This window comes from Neisseria sp. HMSC068C12 (assembly GCF_001814095.1).
Taxonomy (GTDB): Bacteria; Pseudomonadota; Gammaproteobacteria; order Burkholderiales; family Neisseriaceae; genus Neisseria; species Neisseria perflava.
Window position 1 is genome coordinate 120,764 of the sequence record NZ_KV814812.1, and the last position, 22,964, is coordinate 143,727.

General features: G+C 50.0%; 17 protein-coding genes. 8 read left to right on the forward strand and 9 right to left on the reverse strand.

Annotated features, from left to right (window positions below):
- The first annotated feature begins 416 nt into the window (after nucleotides 1–416).
- From zwf to pgi, 5 genes are all read left to right on the forward strand, one after another.
- The gene (zwf, locus tag HMPREF2952_RS05030; protein ID WP_039862026.1) at nucleotides 417–1,862 is read left to right on the forward strand and encodes a glucose-6-phosphate dehydrogenase; all 1,446 of its coding nucleotides are present in this window, start codon (nucleotides 417–419) and stop codon (nucleotides 1,860–1,862) included.
- 63 nt (nucleotides 1,863–1,925) lie between these two features.
- On the forward strand, nucleotides 1,926–2,621 hold the full coding sequence (gene pgl / locus HMPREF2952_RS05035) for a 6-phosphogluconolactonase (RefSeq protein ID WP_039861965.1): 696 nt from the start codon (nucleotides 1,926–1,928) through the stop codon (nucleotides 2,619–2,621).
- Nucleotides 2,602–3,582: a glucokinase gene (locus HMPREF2952_RS05040; RefSeq protein ID WP_039861966.1), complete on the forward strand. Its 981-nt coding sequence runs from the start codon at nucleotides 2,602–2,604 to the stop codon at nucleotides 3,580–3,582. Before pgl ends, HMPREF2952_RS05040 begins: the two co-directional genes overlap by 20 nt.
- Before the next feature lie 77 nt (nucleotides 3,583–3,659).
- Nucleotides 3,660–4,508 carry a DNA-binding transcriptional regulator HexR gene (gene hexR, locus HMPREF2952_RS05045; protein ID WP_004519348.1) on the forward strand — a complete coding sequence of 283 codons (849 nt, stop codon included), beginning with the start codon at nucleotides 3,660–3,662 and terminating at the stop codon, nucleotides 4,506–4,508.
- Nucleotides 4,509–4,651: 143 nt separating this feature from the next.
- Nucleotides 4,652–6,295 (forward strand): glucose-6-phosphate isomerase, encoded by a 1,644-nt coding sequence (gene pgi, locus HMPREF2952_RS05050; RefSeq protein WP_049335414.1) that lies wholly within the window; start codon nucleotides 4,652–4,654, stop codon nucleotides 6,293–6,295.
- A 51-nt stretch (nucleotides 6,296–6,346) separates the two neighbouring features.
- Here the strand turns inward: pgi and HMPREF2952_RS05055 are convergent, their stop codons facing one another.
- The 6 genes from HMPREF2952_RS05055 to HMPREF2952_RS05080 form a co-directional block, all read right to left on the reverse strand.
- Nucleotides 6,347–7,444: an NnrS family protein gene (locus HMPREF2952_RS05055; protein WP_070695338.1), complete on the reverse strand. Its 1,098-nt coding sequence runs from the start codon at nucleotides 7,442–7,444 to the stop codon at nucleotides 6,347–6,349.
- Between the two features lie 251 nt (nucleotides 7,445–7,695).
- Nucleotides 7,696–8,310, reverse strand: coding sequence for a CadD family cadmium resistance transporter (locus HMPREF2952_RS05060; RefSeq protein WP_049335602.1), 615 nt, complete (start codon nucleotides 8,308–8,310; stop codon nucleotides 7,696–7,698).
- A gap of 309 nt (nucleotides 8,311–8,619) precedes the next feature.
- Nucleotides 8,620–9,312: an ATP-binding cassette domain-containing protein gene (locus tag HMPREF2952_RS05065; RefSeq protein WP_009310824.1), complete on the reverse strand. Its 693-nt coding sequence runs from the start codon at nucleotides 9,310–9,312 to the stop codon at nucleotides 8,620–8,622.
- Nucleotides 9,312–10,109 (reverse strand): ABC transporter permease, encoded by a 798-nt coding sequence (locus tag HMPREF2952_RS05070; RefSeq protein WP_049335418.1) that lies wholly within the window; start codon nucleotides 10,107–10,109, stop codon nucleotides 9,312–9,314. The genes HMPREF2952_RS05065 and HMPREF2952_RS05070 overlap by 1 nt, the downstream gene beginning before the upstream one ends.
- 212 nt (nucleotides 10,110–10,321) lie before the next feature.
- Nucleotides 10,322–11,299: an ABC transporter substrate-binding protein gene (locus HMPREF2952_RS05075; RefSeq protein WP_049335420.1), complete on the reverse strand. Its 978-nt coding sequence runs from the start codon at nucleotides 11,297–11,299 to the stop codon at nucleotides 10,322–10,324.
- A gap of 57 nt (nucleotides 11,300–11,356) precedes the next feature.
- Complete coding sequence (locus HMPREF2952_RS05080) at nucleotides 11,357–13,276, reverse strand: TonB-dependent receptor (RefSeq protein ID WP_049335422.1); 1,920 nt, start codon at nucleotides 13,274–13,276, stop codon at nucleotides 11,357–11,359.
- A gap of 309 nt (nucleotides 13,277–13,585) precedes the next feature.
- On the opposite strand from HMPREF2952_RS05080, the gene fumC reads away from it, so the two are divergent.
- Nucleotides 13,586–14,974: a class II fumarate hydratase gene (gene fumC / locus HMPREF2952_RS05085; RefSeq protein WP_004519360.1), complete on the forward strand. Its 1,389-nt coding sequence runs from the start codon at nucleotides 13,586–13,588 to the stop codon at nucleotides 14,972–14,974.
- Nucleotides 14,975–15,024: 50 nt separating this feature from the next.
- On the opposite strand, the gene HMPREF2952_RS05090 is transcribed toward fumC, so the two are convergent.
- Both HMPREF2952_RS05090 and argH read right to left on the reverse strand, forming a co-directional pair.
- Entirely contained in the window at nucleotides 15,025–15,549 is a 525-nt protein-coding gene (locus tag HMPREF2952_RS05090; RefSeq protein ID WP_004519361.1) for a hypothetical protein, read from the reverse strand.
- Between the two features lie 167 nt (nucleotides 15,550–15,716).
- Nucleotides 15,717–17,096: an argininosuccinate lyase gene (argH, locus tag HMPREF2952_RS05095; protein WP_039861969.1), complete on the reverse strand. Its 1,380-nt coding sequence runs from the start codon at nucleotides 17,094–17,096 to the stop codon at nucleotides 15,717–15,719.
- A gap of 92 nt (nucleotides 17,097–17,188) precedes the next feature.
- Between argH and HMPREF2952_RS05100 the strand changes: the two genes are divergently transcribed.
- Both HMPREF2952_RS05100 and acnB read left to right on the forward strand, forming a co-directional pair.
- Entirely contained in the window at nucleotides 17,189–18,226 is a 1,038-nt protein-coding gene (locus tag HMPREF2952_RS05100; RefSeq protein ID WP_004519364.1) for a sensor histidine kinase, read from the forward strand.
- A gap of 199 nt (nucleotides 18,227–18,425) precedes the next feature.
- Entirely contained in the window at nucleotides 18,426–21,011 is a 2,586-nt protein-coding gene (acnB, locus tag HMPREF2952_RS05105; RefSeq protein WP_004519365.1) for a bifunctional aconitate hydratase 2/2-methylisocitrate dehydratase, read from the forward strand.
- A gap of 183 nt (nucleotides 21,012–21,194) precedes the next feature.
- Here the strand turns inward: acnB and HMPREF2952_RS05110 are convergent, their stop codons facing one another.
- On the reverse strand, nucleotides 21,195–22,589 hold the full coding sequence (locus tag HMPREF2952_RS05110) for a DEAD/DEAH box helicase (protein ID WP_100066635.1): 1,395 nt from the start codon (nucleotides 22,587–22,589) through the stop codon (nucleotides 21,195–21,197).
- Between the last annotated feature and the right edge of the window lie 375 nt (nucleotides 22,590–22,964).

Sequence of the window (22,964 nt, forward strand, 5' to 3'; positions counted from 1 at the left end):
TTTTCTTCAGACGGCCTTGAGCTGTGGGAATGAATAATATGGGCCGTCTGAATATTTGAAGATTTTCTCTTCGAAGCGTCCGCATATTATAGTACAAAATCTGTAATTTTGTTACAAAATAATTTACTAAGTGGAAGAAATTTGATTTAAATCGAGGTATGGTCAATTCGTAAAATGGCAGGCTGCAAAAGTCATCAAACTTTTATGTTAAATCAAACAATTTGTAAAAATGAGAATAGACAAAATGTGTAGCCATGTGTAGTATTACTACTCATTAGCCCGCTTGTTTGAAATTTTGGTGCAGGCGATTGGTTCTTTACTGCTTATTGCTTAAAGGCTTTTGATTTTAATCGATTTTTATGGATGACGACAGTCCAAAAGTTTTGAAGCAAGCTTCCTCAACGAGAGATGAAACAATGAGTACACAGACAAATTTTGATTTGGTGTTGTTTGGCGCGACCGGCGATTTGGCAATGCGTAAACTTTTGCCTTGCCTGTATCAGGCGCATGTAGCCGGTTTGCTTCATCCCGAAGGTCGTATTTTGGGCGTAAGCCGCAGCGAATTGGATACCGCCGGCTTTTTGGCTAAAGTGGAAACGAATTCTAAAATCCATGTCAAACAAAACTTCTCAGATGAAGCGTGGGCATCGTTTATCCAACGTCTTGAGTATTTGAAAGTCGATGTGACAAAGAAAGACGACTTCATTGCTTTGGGCGACTTGGTAAAAGCGCGCAAGAATACTGAGAATGTCGTGATCTACCTCTCAACTGCGCCGAAATTCTTTGCACAAGCCTGTGAAAATCTTGCCGAAATCGGTTTGAATGCCGATAACGTGCGCGTGGTTTTGGAAAAACCGTTGGGTACGGACTTGGCTTCTTCCCAACAAATCAATACAGATGTAGCCCGTTATTTCAAAGAAGAACAAATCTACCGTATCGACCATTATTTGGGTAAAGAAAGCCTGCAAAACCTGCTGGCCTTGCGTTTTGCTAATGTGATGTTCGAGCCTTTGTGGAACAACAAATATATTGAAAGCGTACAGCTGACCATCGCCGAGCAGTTGGGCGTGGAAGAACGCGGTGAGTTTTACGACATTACCGGCGCATTGCGCGATATGGTGCAAAACCACTTGATGCAAATGCTTTGTATGACTGCGATGGAAGCGCCGGCAAGCTTGGATGCCGATGCCGTACGCGACGAGAAAGTGAAAGTCATCAAATCGCTGAAACCGCTGACCATCGAATCCGTCAACGAAAATGTTATTCGCGGCCAATATGTTGCAGCAAACGGTATGAACGGCTATCTGGAAGAAGTCGACGTACCGAAAGACAGTTTCACTGAAACCTATGTTGCCATCAAAGCCGAAATCGAAAACGAGCGTTGGAAAGGCGTACCTTTCTACCTGCGTACCGGCAAACGCATGGCAGGCAAAGTGGCGGAAATCGTGTTGAACTTCCGTCCGCTGCAAAACCATATTTTTGACAACAGCCAACCTGCGCCGAATCGTTTGGTTATTGAACTACAACCGACCGAATCCGTCCGTCTTTACACACAAGTGAAAACCCCGGGTGCTGGCAACAAAGTCGAAGTGACACCGATTGGCGTGGACTTGGGCACAGCCGTCGAGGGTCGCCGTGCCGAGGCTTATGAACGCCTGCTGCTGGATGTGATTAACGGCAAACTCGCTTTGTTCAACCGTCGTGACGAACTCGAAGCCGCTTGGGAATATGTGATGCCTATCCTGGAAAACTGGGCGAACAATACAACGCCTCCACATGCTTACGAAGCCCATTCTTGGGGTCCTGAAGCTGCGCGCGCGCTGTTGGCCCGTGACGGTAACAAGTGGCACGAAGAGCAATAATATTTCTTTCAGACGGCCTTGTTTTCCAACAAAAGGCCGTCTGAAACCATGAAAGGACGAAACATGTTTGTTTGGCACGAACAAGAAAATGCTGCAACTGCTGCGCAAGCTCTCGCCGATGCCGTTGCCGCCGCATTGCAAGCCGCGTTGAATGAGAAAGGCCATGCGGTTTTGGCCGTTTCCGGCGGTCGTTCGCCGATTGCGTTTTTCGAGGCTTTGTCGCAAAAAGATTTAAATTGGCAAAACGTCGGCATTACTTTGGTGGACGAGCGTATCGTTCCGACCACGCATGCCGACAGCAATACAGGCTTGGTACGCGAATATCTGCTCAAAAATAACGCGGCCGTTGCCACATGGATTCCTGTTGTTGAAGACGGAAAGTCTGAAACTGAATTACAACCTGAAGTTGTCGTTGCTTACGCATTGAAACATTATAAGCAACCTGATGTGCTGGTGTTGGGCATGGGAGGGGACGGACATACGGCGTCGTTGTTCCCTCAAGCGCCTCAATTACAGGCAGCAATCAATGAAGCCAATGACCCGACATTGATTCATACTACGCCGGTTACCGCGCCGCATGAGCGTGTGAGTATGACTTTGGGTGCGATTGCCAAAACGCCGAATGTATTTTTGGCCATTCAAGGCGCAGAGAAAAAAGCGGTATTCGACAAGGCTGCAGCAAGGGTCGATACCGAATATCCGACCAGCCTGATTCTCAATCATCAAGGGATTAACTGCCATGTCTACTATGCACACTGAAGCTTATCCTCGTTTGGTCGCCGATATCGGCGGTACGAATGCCCGTTTTGCACTTGAAACTGCACCACAGGTCATTGAAAAGGCTGAAGTCTTGCCTTGCCAGGATTACGACACCATTGTTGATGCCGCCAAAACTTATTTGGAACGCGCAGGCAGTCCGAAAGTTTTGCACGCCGCCTTTGCGATTGCCAATCCGATTTTGGGCGACTGGGTGCAGATGACCAACCACCACTGGGCATTCTCCATCGAAACCACCCGCCAGGCTTTGGGTTTTGAAACGTTGATTCTGTTGAACGACTTTACCGCCCAGGCTTTGGCGGTAACAAAAACCGATAAGAAAGACTTGATACAAATCGGCGGTCAAAAACCAATCGAATTTGCGCCTAAAGCCGTTATCGGTCCGGGTACCGGTTTGGGTGTCAGCGGTTTGGTGCACAGCGCTGCCGGCTGGGTGGCGTTGGCAGGCGAGGGCGGCCATACCAGCTTCCCGCCGTTTGACGATATGGAAGTATTGATTTGGCAATACGCTAAAAACAAATACGGCCATGTTTCTGCCGAGCGTTTCTTGAGCGGCGCAGGTCTGAGCCTGATTTACGAAGCATTGGCCAAACGCGACAACATCAAACAATGCCGTCTGAAGCCTTCTGAAATCACCGATAAGACATTGAGCGGAACATCGCCGATTTGCCGTCAGACTTTGGATATTTTCTGCGCCATGCTGGGTACGGTTGCTTCCAATTTGGCTTTGTCATTGGGTGCGCGCGGCGGCGTGTATTTGTGCGGCGGGATTATCCCGCGCGTGTTGGATTACTTTAAAACGTCTCCATTCCGCAGCCGCTTTGAAAACAAAGGCCGCTTTGAGGCTTATCTTGCCGCTATTCCCGTGTATGTCGTATTGAGCGAATTTCCGGGCATCGTCGGCGCGGCGGTCGCATTAGACAATCATTTAAATAACGTTTAAACACACAAACGGCGGTGCAGGGCAGGGGGTGGAAAAAAACCTTGTCCTGAACGTCAAAGAATCAAAGGGTAGAGTATATGTTAAGCAAAATCAGCGAATCATTGTCCAACCTCTCCGGCGCAGAACGCAAAGTTGCCGAATCTGCGTTGGCCGAGCCGAAATGGTTCGTTCATGCTGCTGTGGCGGAAATCGCCGAGCGTGCTTCCGTCAGTCAGCCGACTGTAATCCGTTTCTGCCGCAGCTTGGGTTACAAAGGCTTGCCTGAGTTCAAACTCGCTTTGTCTGCCAGCATCGGCCACGAAGGCATGCCTTACGTTCATGAAGAATTAAACGCCGATGACAACATGGGCAGCGTGGTCGAAAAAGTATTGGGCAATGCCGCAGCCTCCCTCTTGGGTGAGCGCCGTTTCCTGAAAGAATCCGAGCTGGAAAACGCGATTGCCATTCTGATGCACGCGCGACGCGTTGAGTTTTATGGTGTCGGCAACTCCGGCATCGTTGCCCAAGATGCGCAACACAAATTCTTCCGCTTCGGTATGTCCACCGTTGCCTATGTCGATACACATACCCAGCTGATGGCGGCTTCCGTATTGACCGAGCAGGATGTGTTGGTGGCGATTTCCAATACCGGCTCATCTATCGAATTGTTGGATGCGGCCAGTATCGCCAAAGAAAACGGCGCAGCCGTTATCGCGCTGACCCGCAATGATTCACCGTTGGCTCAAATGGCCGACTGTGTATTGAGCATTGCTACTCAGGAAAATGCCGAGCTTTATACGCCTATGGTGTCCCGTCTTCTGCAGCTGGCCGTTATCGATATTCTTGCCATCGGCTTGGCCTTGCGTTTGGGCGATACTGCCAGTACGCAACTGCAAAAAAGTAAAAAAAGCATACATAACAAGCACATCGAATACGATAAAGATTGATTCTTCATTGATATCTTCAGACAGCCCCAACCCACATCAAGGCCGTCTGAAACCTCAAAAAACGGAAACCACCCCGTTCCCGTTTCAGACGACCTCACGGCCGTTTTCTCAACAAAACTGTCCACTATCCAGGAGAGCATCCGATGAAACACCTTCACGATTTACCAGCTTGGTCAAAATTATGGATACATTTTGACGAAACCAAAGAACAACACATGCGCGAAATGTTCGAGCAAGATCCCGAACGTGCCGAGCGCTACTGGCTGCAGGTTGGCGGCCTGACTTTGGATTATTCTAAAAACCGTATCAACGACGAAACCATGGCACTGTTGTTCGAGCTGGCGCGTGAAGCAGGCGTACCGGAGCGGATGCAGCAAATGTTCCACGGCGAAAAAATCAATACGACGGAAAACCGCGCCGTTCTCCACGTCGCCCTGCGCAACCGCACCAACGCCCCTATCGTCGTGGATGGCGAAGATGTCATGCCTAAGGTCAACCATGTCCTGCAACGCATGGGCGAGTTCGCGCATGAAGTCCGCAGCGGCAGCTGGTTGGGCTATACCAATCAAGTCATTACCGACGTCGTCAACATCGGTATCGGCGGCTCTGACCTCGGTCCTCTGATGATGTGTACCGCGCTCAAGCCTTTCGGCCATCCGCGTTTGAACATGCACTTCGTCTCCAATGTGGACGGCTCCCAACTGCGCGACGTATTGTCCAAAGTCCACCCTGAAACTACGCTGTTCATCATTGCGTCCAAAACCTTTACCACCCAAGAAACCCTGACCAACGCCCTGACCGCGCGTAAATGGTTCTTGGATCATGCAGGCGATGAAAGCGCCGTGGCCAAACACTTCGTTGCCGTATCGACCAACCAAAAAGCCGTTGCCGAATTCGGTATCGATACCGCCAATATGTTTGAATTTTGGGACTGGGTCGGCGGACGATACAGCCTGTGGTCGGCCATCGGCCTGCCGATTATGCTGTATCTCGGCGAAGAAAACTTCATCGAAATGCTCAACGGCGCGCACTTGATGGACCAACACTTCATCAACACGCCGCTAGAGCGCAACATGCCCGTCATCCTCGCCCTCATCGGCATCTGGTACATCAATTACTACGGCGGCGGCAGCCATGTTATCGCGCCTTACGACCAACATCTTCACCGCCTGCCCAAATTCATCCAGCAGCTCGACATGGAGAGCAACGGCAAACAAGTTACCCTTGACGGTAAACCGGTCGGTTACGAAACTTCGCCGATTATTTGGGGCGAAACCGGCATCAACGGCCAGCACGCCTTCTTCCAACTGCTGCACCAAGGTACGCACATCACGCCGATTGACCTCATCGCCTCCCTTGAAAAACGCAGCAACCTGCGCGGTCACCACGAAATCCTGCTGGCGAACGTCTTTGCCCAAGCCGAAGCCTTTATGCGCGGCAAAACGCCTGACGAAGTCCGCACCGAGCTTCAAGCCCAAGGCATGGAAGCAGAGCGTATCGAAGAGCTGGTTCCGCACAAAACCTTCTCAGGCAACCGCCCGACCAACCTCATCCTAATGGACAAAATCAACCCGCGCAATATGGGCAGCCTGATTGCCATGTACGAACACAAAACTTTCGTTCAAGGCATTATTTGGGGCATCAACAGCTTTGACCAATGGGGCGTAGAACTCGGTAAACAACTGGCCAAAACCATTCTTGCCGAATTGACCGGCGAGACCGAAGTGCAAAAACACGACAGTTCCACTACACGCCTAATTAATCTTTATTTGAACGCCAACAAATAAAGCATTTATTTAAAGCTAAGGCCGTTTGAAAGTTTCAGACGGCCTTTTGTTTTATTCCGGATCATCCGTAAACGCATTTTCCCGAAATATCGGTACAAACGTGAAAAGATACAGTACGAACACGGCGATGGTCAGAATCGTAGGAATGGTGATGAAGAATATCGGGTTCACGTTCATTAAAACAGCGCGCGAGACGGCGGCGGCGAAGAGGATGGGGACGGCAATGCGGCAGAGCTTGGGGTAGTCGAGTTTGGTAAAGCCGCTGTGCCACAGCCCGGCGGTCAGCCACACCATCATCACGCCCCCCATCATGCCGCCGAGGGTAATCAGGTGTAATGGGGCGGAGGAGGGCAGATTTTGCAGTTTCGCCGCGCCTGTCCACAGATAGCCTGCGGCGGCAAAGAGTTGGAGCAGGTAATAAGTGCGGACGTAGTGTTTGCGCAGGAGTTCGTGATGGTGAAGCTCACGCAGCTTGGCGAGCAGGATAAAGCCGACGGCAAGCGCGGTAAAACCGGCGGTTTGCACTGGCAGCCAAAGTTCGGCGGCGGCGTGCAGCAGCAGGAAGGTGATGGCGATGTTTTTATAAACGATATTTGGAATAAAAACAGGGTCTTTCAGACGGCATTCTTTAAGGGCTTCCGCGCCCAAAAGAATACTGACGCGGACGGATACAAACATGACCGCCGCCATGTTCAGATGTACTTGCGCACGCAACAGGTTTAAATCGCCGCTGACGGCATAGGCCGTCTGAAAAACGGTAAACGCGGCAAGCAGCATTAGTAGGGCAAAGTTGTCAGTGTTTCGGTCAAGCCAAATCAGCCAGGCGCAAAACAGCAGCAATACCAGCCAATAGGCGGCAACGAAAAACGAGGCAGTTTGCGGCGAAAAGGGCAGTATGGCGGATGCGGCGAGCAACAATGCCGCCATCAAAGTAGCGACAGGTTTCAGACGGCCTTGATAGCCCGTCCATTCGAGCATGGCGGCAGTCAGGAAGCCGCCGTATGCCGCAGGCAGCATGAGTTCTAAGAAGATTTGGCGGTGCAAAATGACGGCACCGGGGCTGATGAAAAACACCAACGCGCCGAATATGGCAAGTACCGCCGCACCGACAAAAAACGGCCGCATGGGGTGGGTGAAAAATTTATTCATGGCTTGGCTTGATTCTGCATGAAGATGCTTTCGGATATGGATTTATTGGGCGGACAGGGTTGTATTTTTCGCCAAAGAGGCAAGCCTGCGGCTTGCTTGCCCTCTCCCTAGCCCTCTCCCACGGGGAGAGGGGATTAGGCTGTCGAGCGCCCTCTGATTTTCAGAAACCTGATTCCCTCTCCCCGTGGGAGAGGGTTAGGGAGAGGGCAACGAACCGCAAGGTTTGTCAGATACTCAAATGCCCGTATCATTCATATTATTGATATTATTGTTCGAATTGTATTATTTTCAATAATAATAAATAACCCTAAACCAATATAAATAACAGCCATTATCCAACGACTAAACTTCTCTACAATTTCACCAACACCTGAAATATTAGCCAATCTTTGTGCTGTATATACTAAAACAAAAATCAATATTAAAAATACAAGAAGAGTAACTAATAAGTCGACAAGATCTAAAGTCACAAAGTAAGGAACAAAAAGTCCAATATTATCTGCACCACAACTAGCAACTGTAACCAAAGCAACAATACCGACTAATTTTGACAACCCTTTTTCATCCAATTCTTTTTTAGCTCTTTTTTCGCCCTCACAATCGTCGTAAATAGCAACTTTAATACCTAAGTAAATCGGTATTAAACCTAATAAACCCAACACCCATTTTTCCGGAACATAATGCAAAACAAAAGCTAGAAATAAACTAACTAATATTAAAATTACAGAACCTAAATATTGTCCGATATAAATATCTCGATATTCTTTTCTAGTATTTGCTCTAGCAAAAAATATTAATAGTATTACCAACAAATCTACTGCTGTAGCAATATATAAAACAGCAGCAGTAATCACAGTCGAAAACATAAAGCACCTCATAATGAATCCCCTGCCCCCTTGGCACCACGGCTTTTTCAAAAACCGAATCGCGTTCGGATAACAGATTCGTATCTTTCGCTAAAGAGGCAAGCCTGCGGCTTGCTTACCCTCTCCCTAGCCATCTCCCACGGGGAGAGGGAATTGGGCTGTCGAGCCTGAACATTTTCAGGTTTACCTGACATCTGATTCCCAATTCTACGGCTCTCTGATTTTGAGAAACCTGATCCCCTTTCCCCGTGGGAGAGGGTTAGGGAGAGGGCAACGAACCGCAAGGTTTGTCAGAAATTTAAATTCCTATCACTCATAATAATGAATCCCCTGAAACTCTCTTGCCACCACGGCTTCTTCAAAAGCCGAATCGCGTTCGGACAGCGGCGTAGGCAGGGTAATCACGTTTTGCACGTTCATGCCCTTAGTGGAAAGCAGCATGATTTCATGGCTCAGGCGTGCGGCTTCGAAGCGGTCGTGCGTTACCAGCATACACGCCATGCCCTGCCGCTCGATTTTTTCCACCAGCATGGCGACCAAAATATCGCGCAAATCGCGGTCCAAACCGACGAACGGCTCGTCCAGCAAGGCAAGGTCGCAGCCGCACAGCAGCAGGCGCAAAAATGCTACCCGTTTCGCCATGCCGCCGGACAATTCGGTCGGATATTTGTTCAAATCGCCCGCAGTCAGCCCGACTTTCGCCGCCAGCGCGATGATTTCGCCTTCATCGGGTTTGTCCATAAAAATAGCGATATTCTGCATCGCGGTCAAGTTTCCCGGCAGGCGGTTTTCCTGAAACAGAAAACCCGTTTTGCGGAAAGTATTGCGTATCGTGCCCGATTTCGGCGTTTCCAAGCCCGCAATCAAACGCAAAACCGTCGTCTTGCCACAGCCGCTCGGCCCGAACAAAGCTTTCACTTCGCCATGTTGCAGGTTCAAACTGAAATCGCGCACGATGGGGTCGCGGAGAATTTCAAAACGCACGTTTTCAAGACAGAGCATCATCTCCTCCACGGCATAAACAAAATTTCCAAAGGTTTGGTAATCAGGTATTCAAACAGTGACACAAACACGATAACCAACACCACATAAGCCATCACCGTCGAAGTCTCCAGCATCGCCCTCGCGTCTGCAATCCGCGCGCCTACGCCTTCGCTCGCGCCCAAGAGTTCCGCCATAATCACCACCTTCACCCCCATCGCCACCGCCACGCCGATGCTGGAAATCACATAACCCGTCAGATGCGGGATATACAGATAACGGATTTTTTTCAGACGGCCTAATTTATAAGCGTCAAACAATTCCTCATGCTGCTTGTTCACGCTCGCCATCCCGACCGCCGCACTCGCAAACGTCAGCGGCGCAACCAACACAATGATGGTAAACAGCACGCTCGGATTGCCGAACCCGAACCAAAACAGAGCCATCACCACCCAAATAATCGGCGGCATCGCCAACAAAGTCGTAATCACAGGTTTAAGCAATGCCATCGCCGTCTTAAAACTGCCCGCCACCAGTCCCGCCGCCAATCCCGCTACCAGCGCAACCGAAATCCCCACCACCGACCGCCACAGCGAAATCCCGATTTCGTTTTCCTGAAAATGTTTCAATAAAGCCAAAGATTTTTGAAACACCTCCACCGGCGCAGGCAGCATAAACTCGCCGAACACGGCACTGCCCCACGCCCACAACGCCACCACTACCATCGCCACGCCTAGACCGGCAAAGCCGCTCCAAAGGTAGTCGATGATGTAAAACAGCGCAGGCTGCGGTTTGCGGATTTTGTCGGTTTTAATCATGGTTTGGGTGTTGGTTTGTCGTTATGTTTTGGCAAGGATAGGCCGTCTGAAAAAAGTAGGTCGGATACTCGTATCCGACAGCCCCCATTTAGCCGAAATGTCGGATTCAAGAATCCGACCTACGCTGCTGATAATGTCCTAACAGGCCGTCTGAAAAATGATAAGTCAAATTTCAATGGCTTTCACTATTTTCAGACGGCCTCTCTCCTCTTTTAAGCTAAGAAGAACCCGTTATCCGGCAGCTTGCCGCCCAAGAGTTTCGGGTTGAACTGCATCAGGATTTCGTAAAACTTCAAAATCTCGTTCTTCACTTCGCTGCCTTTGGTTACCGTCAGCCGCGCGCCGTCCAAGCCCATGACTAGGGCGGGTTCGGGGGCGGGGAGGTAGTTTTTGCCGATTTTCGCGGCGCTCTGACGGTTGGCGAGTATCCAGTTGAGCGCGTTTTTCAAATCCTGATGGAAGATGTCGAACTGCGCTTTGTGTGCGTGGAAATATTCTTCGTTGGCGATGATGCCTGCCATCGGAATCAGCGGTTTGGTGTCAAACGCCTGTCCCCATGCTTTCACCAAGTCAAATCCACGCACGACGTTTACGCCCATGGTTTTGCCTTTAAGTAGGCTGGCGGTTGCCATCGGTTCGGGCAGGATGGCAGCGTGGTAGTCCTTGCTCAAAAACAGTCCGACTGCTTCCGGCGGCGTGGCGGTGTAAGTGATGCCGACTTTGTGCGCGTCGATTTTCAGTTTTTTCAGTAAGGCTTGCAGCACGATGTCGGGCATATCATTTTTAAACGGTACGAGGATTTTTTTGCCGACCAAATCCTGAGGCGAGGCAATCGCACTGCCTTTGCACATCAGCTGCGTGATGCCGTTGGTCAAAATATTGACCATGCCGACTTTCTGCCCTTGGTTGCGCAGGTTTACGCCGACATTGCTCGGGCTCATCATCACTTTAAATTGTCCGCTTGCTACGCCTGCGCGCAGTTGGTCGGGCGAACGCCAGATTTTCAGCGATACATCTGCCTGTTTCGCCAGCTTGCCTTGCAACGCCGCTACGGCAATGGTTACGCTGGGCATTGCCGGTGCGCCGTACACGGTAAATTGTTCTTTACCGGCTGCCAACAATGAAGGCGAAACGCCTGCGGCTGCCAGAGCGGCGGTCATTTTTAAGAAATCGCGTCTTTTCATGTCCATTTTTTATCTCCTAATTCTTAATAAGCCAGTGTAGGCATTCTTTCAGACGGCCTGATTTTAAAAAGCCGCATGCAAACTCAACCAATATGTCCTGCCCGGTGCATACACCACACTGGGCGACAGGGCGAGGACGTGGTCGCCGCTGATGTGTTCGGCGTATTTTTTGTTGAACACGTTGTTTACGCCCAAGCGCAAGCCGTATTTGTCTTTGATGTTTACGCCTGCGTAAAGGTCGGCAACGGTAAAGCCTTTGGCGGCTTCGCGTTTGTCTATGCCCAGACCTCTTGCCGCGTCAAAATCGCCGCGCGTTTGTTTGGCGACAAAGCGTGTTGCTGCGCCGATGTTGTAGCTGCCGTGGGCAAAGTAGTTTTTGTAGTCGGCTTGGACGGCGGCTTCAAACGGACGGATTTGATAGAGCGGCCTGCCGTCGGTTTCATTGTGTCCGTAGTTGTAGGTGGCTTTGATGCCTGCCGCCCAATGCGGATTGAAGTTGTAACGCGCGTAGGCTTGCGCGGTAAACAATCGTGCATCCACGTTGCGTGTGATGATGCCGCTGCCTTTGGAAGCCGTGCCGCTTTGTCCGTGTGCGCGGTCAAAAATAATCAGGTCTTTGACTTTGTCCGCCACAAGTGTGCCGCCCACGTTCCAGCCTGCGCCTGCCAACGAGTTCATATAGCCGTTGTAGTAGTCGTTGCGGCTGTCGGCGGTGAGCTTGATGCGGTTGTGTTTTTCGGTTTTCAGCAGGGGATTGCCTGCGATGGCGGCGGCTGGGTTTTGGTTCATCAGCATGCCGTTCATACGGTTTTGCACGATGGCGGCAAGCGAGTTGAAGCGTTCGGTGTTGTCGCCGATGCGTTCTAAGTGAGCAAGGGAAACGCCGTATTTTTGCGTTTCAGACGGCGTAAAATCGTATTTGAGTTCACCTGAAAAGGCATGACGGCGCACTTTGCCGTTGAAGTCGTAGCCGTAATGGGTTTTCCAGATTTGCTGCGATGAGGCGAAGGCAAGGTTGCGGTTCATCGGATGGGCGGGTTGCGCCGTATTTTTGCGTACGTCCGCTTTGTTGATTTCGTAGCTCAAACCCAAGCCCAGTTTGTGTCGGTCGTCAAACTTGTAAGACAAGGTATCGGCAATGCGCCAGCGGTCGAGGTGTACATCGGCGAAACGGTAGCCGTTGAGGAAATCGCGCATGGCGGTGTGGGCGTTGCGCTCGCCGTTTTGGCTGTCGTTGCGGTAGCTAACGGCGGCGGTGTTGTGGAATTTGCCGAAGTTCGCATCGTGTTTGAGCGAGAAGTCGTACACTTTGCGGTCAAGCTCTACGAATACTTGCTGCGGCGTATTGTTTTGGCGCAGGGAGTAATTGTCGGCATGGCGTTTGAGTTTGATGATGCCTGCTTCCGCGCTGACCGTATTGCTCAAATCGGCATTGCCCCAACGCGCGTTGAGTTTGGCGATGTGGCGTTCGGTATCCAATGCGTCGTTGACGAACTGCGGTTGGCGGTCGTTGTTGATGTCGTCGTGTAGGTAGGTGAGGCGGTATTCCTGATTTTCAGACGGCACGAAACCGAGTACCAAAGCTTGATTAAAACGGCTATATTTCCAATCGGTCTGATTGCTGTCGCCGTCTTTATAGCCGTTGGCCTTGGTGTGATTGAGGTTGACCACGCCGTACACTTTTGCTCCACGCGCTTGCGCGGTAACGGAATTGTAAAAACTTTTGCCGTAGAAGCCGCTGTTTGCTTTCAGCGGACGGAAGGCTTGGTCTATGTTTTCGGTAACAAAGTAATGATCGCTGCGGTCGGTGCGGTCGAATTGGTTTTCGGGGAAATAGCCTTGTGCGGCGGTTGGTGCAATCGGTTTGGGAGGGGAGAAGGTTTTGACAGGCTGGATTTCGTCTGGGTCTGCCAAGGTTTCGGCAAAGCCGTTTGCGGCGGCAAAACTGCTCATTAACAAGCAAATCAAATGGTTTTGTTTCATGATCTATATCCTGATAATCATTTTTATTTATTATGCTCTTAGAGAGAAGCAAAGTAAAGAAACGATAAGGTATTTATTGTCGATAAACACCTAGCGCAAAATACAAATCGGCAAGAAGGAGAATTTTTAGAAGAGGGGAGTGGCGGCGCAGGTTGTATTTGCTCCGAAATCGGGTTTTGTCTACTATTAATATTTCAGGGTAATAAAGCAAAAGGCCGTCTGAAAACCCCTCTCTTTTCAGACGGCCTTTTGCTGGGTATAATAAATTTAAGAATCATTATTATTTCTGTTTAAATATAGGAGAAACGCATGAGTACCCGTACCGAACACGACACCATGGGCAATGTCGAAGTCCCGTCCGAAGCCTATTGGGGCGCGCAGACCCAGCGCAGCCGCAACAATTTCAAAATCGGCGGCGAAACCCTGCCGCAGCCGTTGATTTATGCTTTGGCGCTGGTAAAAAAAGCCGCAGCCGCCACCAATGTTTCCCTCGGCAGGATTAAGCCCGAACAGGCAGATTTGATTACGCAGGCGGCAGATGATGTGTTGAACGGCAAGCTTGACGGGCAGTTCCCATTGGTAGTGTGGCAGACCGGCTCCGGCACGCAGTCCAATATGAACATGAACGAAGTGCTGGCGAACCGCGCCAACGAAATCGCTGGTACGGGTTTGGCAGCGTACCAGCCCGTCCATCCCAACGACCATGTGAACCACGCGCAATCGACCAACGATGCGTTCCCGACCGCCATCCACGTTGCCGCCGCGATTGAAATCAACCGCCACCTTATTCCGGCGGTAAAAGCCCTGCGCGATACATTGGACAAAAAAGCCAAAGAATTCGCCCCTATCGTCAAAATCGGCCGCACCCATTTGCAGGACGCGACGCCGCTGACTTTGGGACAAGAATTTTCCGGCTACGTTTCCCAGCTCGATCACGGTTTAGGCCGTCTGAACGATGCGCTTAAAGACTTGTATGAACTCGCTTTGGGCGGCACGGCGGTCGGCACGGGCTTAAACAGCCATCCCGAATACGCCGAAAAAGCCGCCGCCAAACTCGCCGAACTGTCCGGCCTGCCATTTGTCAGCGCGCCGAACAAATTTGAAGCCTTGGGCGGACGCGATGCCGCCGTTGCCGCTTCGGGCGCATTGAAAACGCTGGCGGCAAGCCTGAACAAAATCGCCAACGACATCCGTTGGCTGGCAAGCGGCCCGCGCTGCGGTTTGGGCGAAATCAAAATCCCCGAAAACGAGCCGGGTTCGTCCATCATGCCGGGCAAAGTCAACCCGACCCAATGCGAAGCAATGACCATGGTGTGCTGCCAAGTGTTCGGCAACGACGTCACCATCGGCATGGCAGGCGCATCGGGCAACTTCGAGCTGAACGTCTATATGCCCGTTATCGCTTACAACCTCTTGCAATCCATCCGCCTGTTGGGCGATGCGTGCAACAGCTTCAACGAAAACTGCGCCGTCGGCATCGAACCCGTACCGGAAAAAATCGATTATTTCTTGCACCATTCTCTGATGTTGGTTACTGCGTTAAACCGCAAAATCGGCTACGAAAACGCCGCCAAAGTCGCCAAAACCGCCTATAAAAACGACAAATCGTTGCGCGAAACCGCCATCGAATTGGGCTTGTTGACAGGCGAAGAGTTTGACGAATTGGTCGTTCCTGCCGATATGGTTCATCCGCGTTAAGCTTTAATAATGAAACATGCCGTCTGAAAATGTTTTCAGACGGCATGTTTTTATGCTGCGCTTGTCTTTTCTTCGAATAGGGCAAAAATCATTGGCGTCAGATTGACGACCATTAGAAATATTATTGAGCTCAAAAATGTACGCCAGGCGTAATGCCACGCATCCTTTCTATCTGCTTGGGGTAGGAGCGATGCAGAATAGCGGTTGTGTAGGGTTTTTGCGGTGTCACTGTTTTCTAAATAGTCCAACGAAAGTACCAATAATTTGCCCGTGTCCTTATGCTGTAAGAATTTGGCATGTTCAACCCAGATGCCCGGCTTGGCGTGTTCGCATAAAGATTCAATGCCGACGCAAGAGGCTAAGCTGTTTTGGTTGTTTTGCAAAATCGACAGCTCGTTTTTTTCAGCCTGCATGGTGGCGGCGGAGATTTGATGAAGGTATACGCTCATGCCGTTGCTCTCTATTGCTTGAAAATCATGGAGCTGGCTGAATCCGCCATTTTCCCAGGCAACGAATACGGCATAGCATCCGCAGCATAGGCAGATCATAACCAATTTTAAGACAATGTTTTTCATCCTTGCTCCTTTTGTTTGAAGATGGCGGCAAAGTCAGGAGGCGTGTTTTCTCGTTTGAAGGTAAGTTTAGGTTTATCTGTTTTTATTGTGCGGTTGAGTGTAACACGGGTAATCAAAAGGCCGTCTGAAAATTTTCAGACGGCCTTTTGTTATGTATTTAGATGGGTTTAAGCCAACAATTCACGCCAGCGTTTAATTTGGAAACGGACTTGTTCAGGCGCGGTGCCGCCCAAGTGGTTGCGCGCGTTTAAGCTGCCTTCGGGTGTTAGCACGCTGTAAACGTCGTTGGTAATCAAACCGCTGAAACCTTGCAAGACTTCAAGCGGCAATTCGCTCAAATCAACGCCAGCTTCATCGGCATGGCGCACGGCTTGGGCAACAACTTCGTGGCTGTCGCGGAAAGGCATGCCTTTTTTCACCAAGTAATCCGCCAAATCGGTAGCAGTTGCAAAACCCTGCATTACGGCGGCGCGCATGTTGTCGGGTTTGACGGTTACGCCGCGCATCATGTCGGCGTAAATGCGCAGGGTGTCGATAAGCGTATCGGCAGTATCAAACAAAGGCTCTTTGTCTTCCTGATTATCTTTGTTATATGCCAAAGGTTGAGATTTCATCAGGGTAACCAGGCCGATCAGGTGGCCAATCACGCGACCGGATTTACCGCGCACGAGTTCGGGTACGTCGGGGTTTTTCTTTTGCGGCATGATGGACGAGCCGGTGCAGAAACGGTCGGCAATGTCGATAAAGCCGAAACGCGGGCTCATCCACAAAATCAATTCTTCGGAAAGGCGGCTCAGGTGGACCATAATCAGAGAAGCGGCGGCCGTGAACTCAATGGCAAAATCGCGGTCAGATACGGCATCGAGTGAGTTTTGGCAGATTTGCTCAAATCCCAGCAGCTCGGCGGTAATTTCGCGTTGAATCGGGTAGGTGGTACCGGCAAGGGCTGCGGCGCCGAGCGGCATACGGTTGACGCGTTTGCGGCAGTCGACCATGCGCTCGAAATCGCGGCCGAGCATTTCAACGTAGGCGAGCATGTGATGCCCGAAGCTGACCGGCTGGGCAACTTGCAGGTGGGTAAAGCCGGGCATGACGGTTTCGGCGTTTTGTTCCGCCAAATCAACCAAGGCCGTCTGAAGGTTTTGAATCAGGTCTTGAATGACGGTAATCTGGTCGCGCAGCCACAGGCGGATGTCGGTAGCGACTTGGTCGTTGCGGCTGCGGCCGGTGTGCAGGCGTTTGCCGGCATCGCCGATTTTGTCGGTGAGGCGGCGTTCGATGTTCATGTGGACATCTTCCAAATCCAGCGACCAGGAAATCGTTCCTTCCTTGATTTCTGCTATAATCTCGGCCATGCCCTGACGGATGGCAAAGAGGTCGTCTTCGCTCAAAACGCCCGACTGTGTCAGCATTTGCGCGTGTGCCAGCGAGCCTTGGATGTCCCATTCTGCCAGCCGTTTGTCAAAATCAATCGAGCCGGTATATTTTTTGACCAGCTCGGAAACAGGTTCGTTAAAACGGCCTGACCAGGTTTTGTCCTTGCTCATATCAGCATCCTTAAAATATAAATAAAAAACAGGGTCTACGTCTTCAATATAGCAGACCCGTCTATACATTATGAAAGAAAACGGTTGAAATCATGTCTATTATACGTCAAATAAACCAGAATTTCGCAGTGCCGGATTTGCGCAATTCCGCAACTTTGGTGCGCCTGCTTATTGTTTTATTAATCAGTTTGTTTATCTTTCCGTTGATGACGGTATCGGGTGTGCCTTATCCGGAACAGATTTTCCAACATTTTTCATGGGCTTGCCCCGTCATCCTCTTAATTTTACTCAAGGTCTATTTCTTACAGGCATTTGCGCCTTCCCTGCTTCGCTCGCAGTACAGCGTTGTGGTTTCCTACGTCTCCAACCTGCTGATTTTCTTGTTTGTCGATCTAGTGATTTTGAAGACGGAAATTTGGCTGCTGATTCAACACTTCTTCTTGCTGACCTTTTTTTGTTTCAGTTTCATGTACATCGAAGCAGCCCGTCGCAATAGCCTTGCGCCTTCCATTTCCGAAGCCAGACTGAGCGCGTTGACAGCGCGTATCCGTCCGCATTTCTTGTTTAACAGCTTGAATGCCGCCATCAGCTTAATCCGTCTGCGTCCGTATGACGCGGAGACTTTGCTGGAAAATTTGGCCAACTTGTTCCGCGCACAACTGCGCGACGGTAGTCAAAACAGTACCTTAGGACAGGAAATCGAGTGGGCGCAGGAATATATTGCCATCGAGCAAATCCGCATGGGACATATGCGCGTACAGGTCATGTGGCAGCACCATGCGCCTGATGATGCGGAAACACCGCATCTGTTGTTGCAACCGCTTTTGGAAAATGCCGTATTCCATGGTGTCGAATCTATCCACCGTCCAGGGATAATTACGGTATTAACAAAATTGGAAAAATCATCTATTTTCATCAGTATCGAAAATCCGTGCGGAACGGAACCCAACGAAAATACCAAGCCGCATAAAGGTAATTCTATGGCCTTGCGCAATCTGAAAGAGCGCCTGACTTTGATGTATGACACCGACGCGAAAATCAGATATATCCAATCAGACGGCCTGTTCCGCGTTGAAATCATATTGCCGTACCGTAAAAAATCAGCCGAAGTTTCCCGTCTGTTTGGCTAAAACGCCTAGAATAGGGCAGCTTTAGATAATTAGACTATTAACACATTAAATAAAATAGTTTAAATTTATTACACTTAGTAACATAACTGTTCCCATTTTTTGAAAACTGGTCTATGATACTTAAAAGGATTGTTTACAATCCTTAATTGCAAATCATTTGCAATTATCCAGAAGAAAAAACAGAAAAAGGAACAAAGAGATGTTAGAAGCCTATCGTAAAGCCGCCGCCGAGCGCGCCGCCCTTGGTATTCCCGCCCTTCCTCTGACTGCTCAGCAGACTGCTGATTTGGTTGAGCTGCTGAAAAATCCACCTGCCGGTGAAGGTGAGTTCTTGGTTGAGCTGTTGGCTCACCGCGTACCACCCGGTGTGGACGATGCCGCCAAAGTTAAAGCCTCATTTTTGGCTGCCGTTGCCGAAGGCAGCGCATCCAGTCCGCTGATTTCCCCTGAGTATGCTACCGAGCTGTTGGGTACTATGCTTGGCGGTTACAACATTCATGCACTCATCGAACTCTTGGACAACGACAAACTTGCGCCTATCGCTGCAAATGGTCTGAAACACACTCTGTTGATGTTTGACTCTTTCCACGATGTTCAAGAAAAAGCCGAAAAAGGCAACAAATACGCGCAAGAAGTATTGCAATCTTGGGCAGATGCCGAATGGTTCACTTCTCGTGCCAAAGTTCCAGAAAAAATCACTGTTACCGTCTTCAAAGTCGACGGTGAAACCAATACAGACGACCTCTCTCCTGCACCTGATGCATGGAGCCGTCCTGATATCCCTCTGCACGCGCTGGCTATGTTGAAAAACCCGCGCGACGGCATCAATCCTGACAAACCGGGCGAAGTCGGTCCGATTAAATTGTTGGAAGAACTCAAAGCCAAAGGCCATCCGGTTGCTTACGTTGGCGACGTGGTCGGTACCGGTTCTTCACGTAAATCTGCTACCAACTCCGTGATTTGGCATACAGGCGAAGATATTCCGTTCGTACCGAATAAGCGTTTCGGCGGTGTGTGCTTGGGTGGCAAAATTGCTCCTATTTTCTTCAATACTCAAGAAGACTCCGGCGCATTGCCGATTGAAGTCGATGTATCTGCTCTGAAAATGGGCGATGTCGTCGATATCCTGCCTTATGAAGGCAAAATCGTGAAAAACGGCGAGATTGTTGCCGAGTTTGAATTGAAATCACAAGTATTGCTGGACGAAGTGCAAGCCGGTGGCCGTATTAACCTGATTATCGGTCGCGGTTTGACTGCCAAAGCGCGCGAAGCACTGAAATTGCCTGCTTCTACCGAGTTCCGTCTGCCTCAAGCGCCAGCTGAAAGCAAAGCCGGTTTCACATTGGCTCAAAAAATGGTTGGTCGCGCCTGCGGTTTGCCGGAAGGCAAAGGCGTGCGTCCGGGTACTTACTGCGAACCACGCATGACTACTGTCGGCTCGCAAGATACTACCGGCCCGATGACTCGCGACGAATTGAAAGACCTGGCTTGCTTGGGCTTCTCAGCAGATATGGTGATGCAGTCTTTCTGTCACACCGCGGCTTATCCAAAACCTGTCGATGTGAGAACTCATAAAGAATTGCCTGCTTTCATCTCTACCCGTGGCGGTGTATCCCTGCGTCCGGGTGATGGCGTGATTCACTCATGGCTCAACCGTCTGCTGTTGCCTGATACAGTCGGTACAGGCGGCGATAGCCACACCCGTTTCCCTATCGGTATTTCTTTCCCTGCAGGTTCGGGCTTGGTTGCTTTCGCAGCAGCCACGGGCGTAATGCCGCTTGATATGCCTGAGTCTGTATTGGTACGCTTCAGCGGCAAACTGCAACCGGGCGTCACCCTGCGTGACTTGGTAAATGCAATTCCGTTGTACGCGATTAAACAAGGTTTGCTGACTGTTGCCAAAGCCGGTAAGAAAAACATCTTCTCCGGCCGCATCCTCGAAATCGAAGGCCTGCCTGATTTGAAAGTGGAACAAGCCTTTGAATTGACTGACGCGTCTGCCGAACGCTCTGCTGCTGGCTGTACCGTGAAGCTCAACAAAGAGCCGATTATCGAGTACATGAAATCCAATATTGTGTTGATGAAAAACATGATTGCCGACGGCTATCAAGATTCACGCACTTTGGAACGCCGTATCAAAGCCATGGAAGCATGGTTGGCAAATCCTGAATTGCTCGAAGCGGATAAAGATGCCGAATACGCCGCCGTGATTGAAATCAACATGGACGACATTAAAGAGCCGATTATTGCTTGCCCGAACGACCCTGACGACGTGTGCTTCATGTCTGAACGCTCCGGCACCAAAATCGACGAAGTGTTCATCGGTTCTTGTATGACCAACATCGGCCACTTCCGCGCCGCCTCCAAACTCTTGGAAGGCAAGAGCGACATCCCGGTACGTCTGTGGATGGCACCGCCGACCAAAATGGATGCGAAAGAGTTGTCTGACGAAGGTCACTACGGTGTACTCGGCCGTGCAGGCGCGCGTATGGAAATGCCGGGTTGCTCATTGTGTATGGGTAACCAAGCGCAAGTACACGAAGGTGCGACTGTAATGTCCACTTCTACCCGTAACTTCCCGAACCGCTTGGGTAAAAACACCTTTGTTTACCTCGGCTCGGCTGAGTTGGCGGCAATCTGCTCCAAACTGGGTAAAATCCCGACTGTTGAAGAATACCAAGCCAATATCGGCATCATTAACGAGCAGGGCGACCAAATCTACCGCTACATGAACTTCAATGAAATCGACAGCTACAACGAAGTAGCCGAGAAAGTGAATGTTTAATATAGCAAGGTAAACCGATTTTCAGACGGCCTTAAATAATAAAGGCCGTCTGAAACGGAAAAATAAAGGGCGTGTTCATCACGTCCTTTTTATTTTTAGTTTAATAAAAGGCCGTCTGAAAGATAAGTTTCAGACGGCCTTTGCTTAGGATAAATAATCAGAAAACCGATTAATCAGCGTTGTTTACTTTACGCCAAAACCAGGTTGGAGCAGGGCGCAAGGCTGACGCTCGTGACGGCTGCGGCGTGTTCTGCCGGCAATTTTGCCGCAGACAATACCCGGATCGTTTTTCTCTTCTGCTTTTTTTGAGCTTTTATCTGATTTATTCGCGTATTCGTTGCGTTTGTTTCTATCTTCGCGGCGAGAGCGGCTGTCGTTGTGCTGAACCGGTTGTGCTTCAGCTTCATCTTGATTGTCGTTGCCCCACCAATACGGCTCAAAGCCTTCGATGCGTTCCACATTCAAATCGCTGCCGGTCAGCTCTTTAATGGATTCAAACATTTTCTGTTCGGTTTTATCCATCAAGGAAATGGCAACGCCGTCGGCACCGGCCCGGCCGGTGCGTCCGATGCGGTGGACGTAGTCTTCAGGTTGGGTTGGCAGCTCGTAGTTGATGACAAAAGGCAACTCGGCAATATCCAAACCGCGCGCAGCAACATCGGTGGCAACCAAAACGCGTAATGTGCCTTCTTTAAAGGCGTTGAGGGTTTCCAGTCGGCTTTGTTGGGATTTGTCGCCGTGGATGGATTGAGCGGCAATGTTGCGGCGGACGAGGTCGCGGGTAACTTGATCGACGCTTTGTTTGGTTTTGCAGAATACAATGACTTGATTCATATGCAAATCAACAATCAGACGTTCGAGCAGGTTGCGCTTTTTGAGTGCATCAACGGCGATGATGTGTTGCTCGACATTGGCGTTGGTGGTATTTTGCGCAGCCACTTCAACCATTTCGGGCGTGTGCATAAAATCTTGCGCAAGTTTGCGGATAGGCGGTGAGAAAGTGGCGGAAAAGAGCAGGGTTTGTCGCTGTTTGGGCAACATCTGCATGATTTTGCGGATATCGTCGATGAAACCCATATCAAGCATACGGTCGGCTTCATCGAGTACGACGATTTCAACTTTGTTTAAATTAATGTTTTTTTGTTTGACGTGGTCGAGCAGTCGGCCAACCGTAGCGACAACGATTTCACAACCAGCGCGCAAGTCGGCAGTTTGTTTGTCCATATTGACGCCGCCGAAGAGGACGGTATGGCGCAAAGGAAGATTTTTAATGTATGCCTGCACGTTTTGATCGATTTGATCGGCCAGTTCGCGGGTAGGGGTTAATACCAACATGCGGACAGGGTGCATGGCAGGGGAGGTGCTGGATGTGGCGTAGCGTTTCAGGCGTTCGAGGCTGGGCAGCATAAAGGCGGCGGTTTTACCTGTGCCGGTTTGTGCTGCGGCCAAAAGATCGTGTCCTGCCAAGGCTTTAGGAATCGCTGCGGCTTGGATAGGCGTCGGGTTTTCATACCCTTGATCGGTCAGGGCAGAGACTAATTCGCTGCCTAAACCGAGTGAAGAGAAAGGATTCATGATGGTGGCTTTCTGTTCAGACGGCTTTTTGAATGGTGAGGCCGTCTGAAAAATCTGATTCTGAAATGGATAAACCGCAGTATGATTTTGATTCTGCGGTTTGAAAAAAATGGGGAGCGGAATAATCCGTCAAGTAGCCCATTATGCCATAAAAAGATGGACTCCCCAAATGATGGTTGCGGCTAGAATTGACCAAGTTTTGATATTTTTACAGTTCAAAAACAGAAAAATTTACTGGCCTGCAAGGTTTTGAGTTTATTGAGGATTAAGCATTTGTCTTAACGTCAATAGAATTAATTTATCAAAAACTTACAGGCTGAAATGAAACTAAATTGTACTCACGTACTCAATATTGAGGTGCAGAGCTTGTTTTGTAGC

What these genes read in the sequence shown, in the direction of transcription:
- hexR (WP_004519348.1), top strand. Translation starts at nt 3,660, where the DNA reads ATGTTAAGCAAAATCAGCGAATCATTGTCCAACCTCTCCGGCGCAGAA.
- HMPREF2952_RS05070 (WP_049335418.1), bottom strand. Translation starts at nt 10,109, where the DNA reads ATGATTAAAACCGACAAAATCCGCAAACCGCAGCCTGCGCTGTTTTAC.
- HMPREF2952_RS05040 (WP_039861966.1), top strand. Translation starts at nt 2,602, where the DNA reads ATGTCTACTATGCACACTGAAGCTTATCCTCGTTTGGTCGCCGATATC.
- HMPREF2952_RS05065 (WP_009310824.1), bottom strand. Translation starts at nt 9,312, where the DNA reads ATGCTCTGTCTTGAAAACGTGCGTTTTGAAATTCTCCGCGACCCCATC.
- zwf (WP_039862026.1), top strand. Translation starts at nt 417, where the DNA reads ATGAGTACACAGACAAATTTTGATTTGGTGTTGTTTGGCGCGACCGGC.
- HMPREF2952_RS05090 (WP_004519361.1), bottom strand. Translation starts at nt 15,549, where the DNA reads ATGAAAAACATTGTCTTAAAATTGGTTATGATCTGCCTATGCTGCGGA.
- pgi (WP_049335414.1), top strand. Translation starts at nt 4,652, where the DNA reads ATGAAACACCTTCACGATTTACCAGCTTGGTCAAAATTATGGATACAT.
- argH (WP_039861969.1), bottom strand. Translation starts at nt 17,096, where the DNA reads ATGAGCAAGGACAAAACCTGGTCAGGCCGTTTTAACGAACCTGTTTCC.
- fumC (WP_004519360.1), top strand. Translation starts at nt 13,586, where the DNA reads ATGAGTACCCGTACCGAACACGACACCATGGGCAATGTCGAAGTCCCG.
- HMPREF2952_RS05100 (WP_004519364.1), top strand. Translation starts at nt 17,189, where the DNA reads ATGTCTATTATACGTCAAATAAACCAGAATTTCGCAGTGCCGGATTTG.
- HMPREF2952_RS05055 (WP_070695338.1), bottom strand. Translation starts at nt 7,444, where the DNA reads ATGAATAAATTTTTCACCCACCCCATGCGGCCGTTTTTTGTCGGTGCG.
- HMPREF2952_RS05075 (WP_049335420.1), bottom strand. Translation starts at nt 11,299, where the DNA reads ATGGACATGAAAAGACGCGATTTCTTAAAAATGACCGCCGCTCTGGCA.
- acnB (WP_004519365.1), top strand. Translation starts at nt 18,426, where the DNA reads ATGTTAGAAGCCTATCGTAAAGCCGCCGCCGAGCGCGCCGCCCTTGGT.
- pgl (WP_039861965.1), top strand. Translation starts at nt 1,926, where the DNA reads ATGTTTGTTTGGCACGAACAAGAAAATGCTGCAACTGCTGCGCAAGCT.
- HMPREF2952_RS05080 (WP_049335422.1), bottom strand. Translation starts at nt 13,276, where the DNA reads ATGAAACAAAACCATTTGATTTGCTTGTTAATGAGCAGTTTTGCCGCC.
- HMPREF2952_RS05060 (WP_049335602.1), bottom strand. Translation starts at nt 8,310, where the DNA reads ATGTTTTCGACTGTGATTACTGCTGCTGTTTTATATATTGCTACAGCA.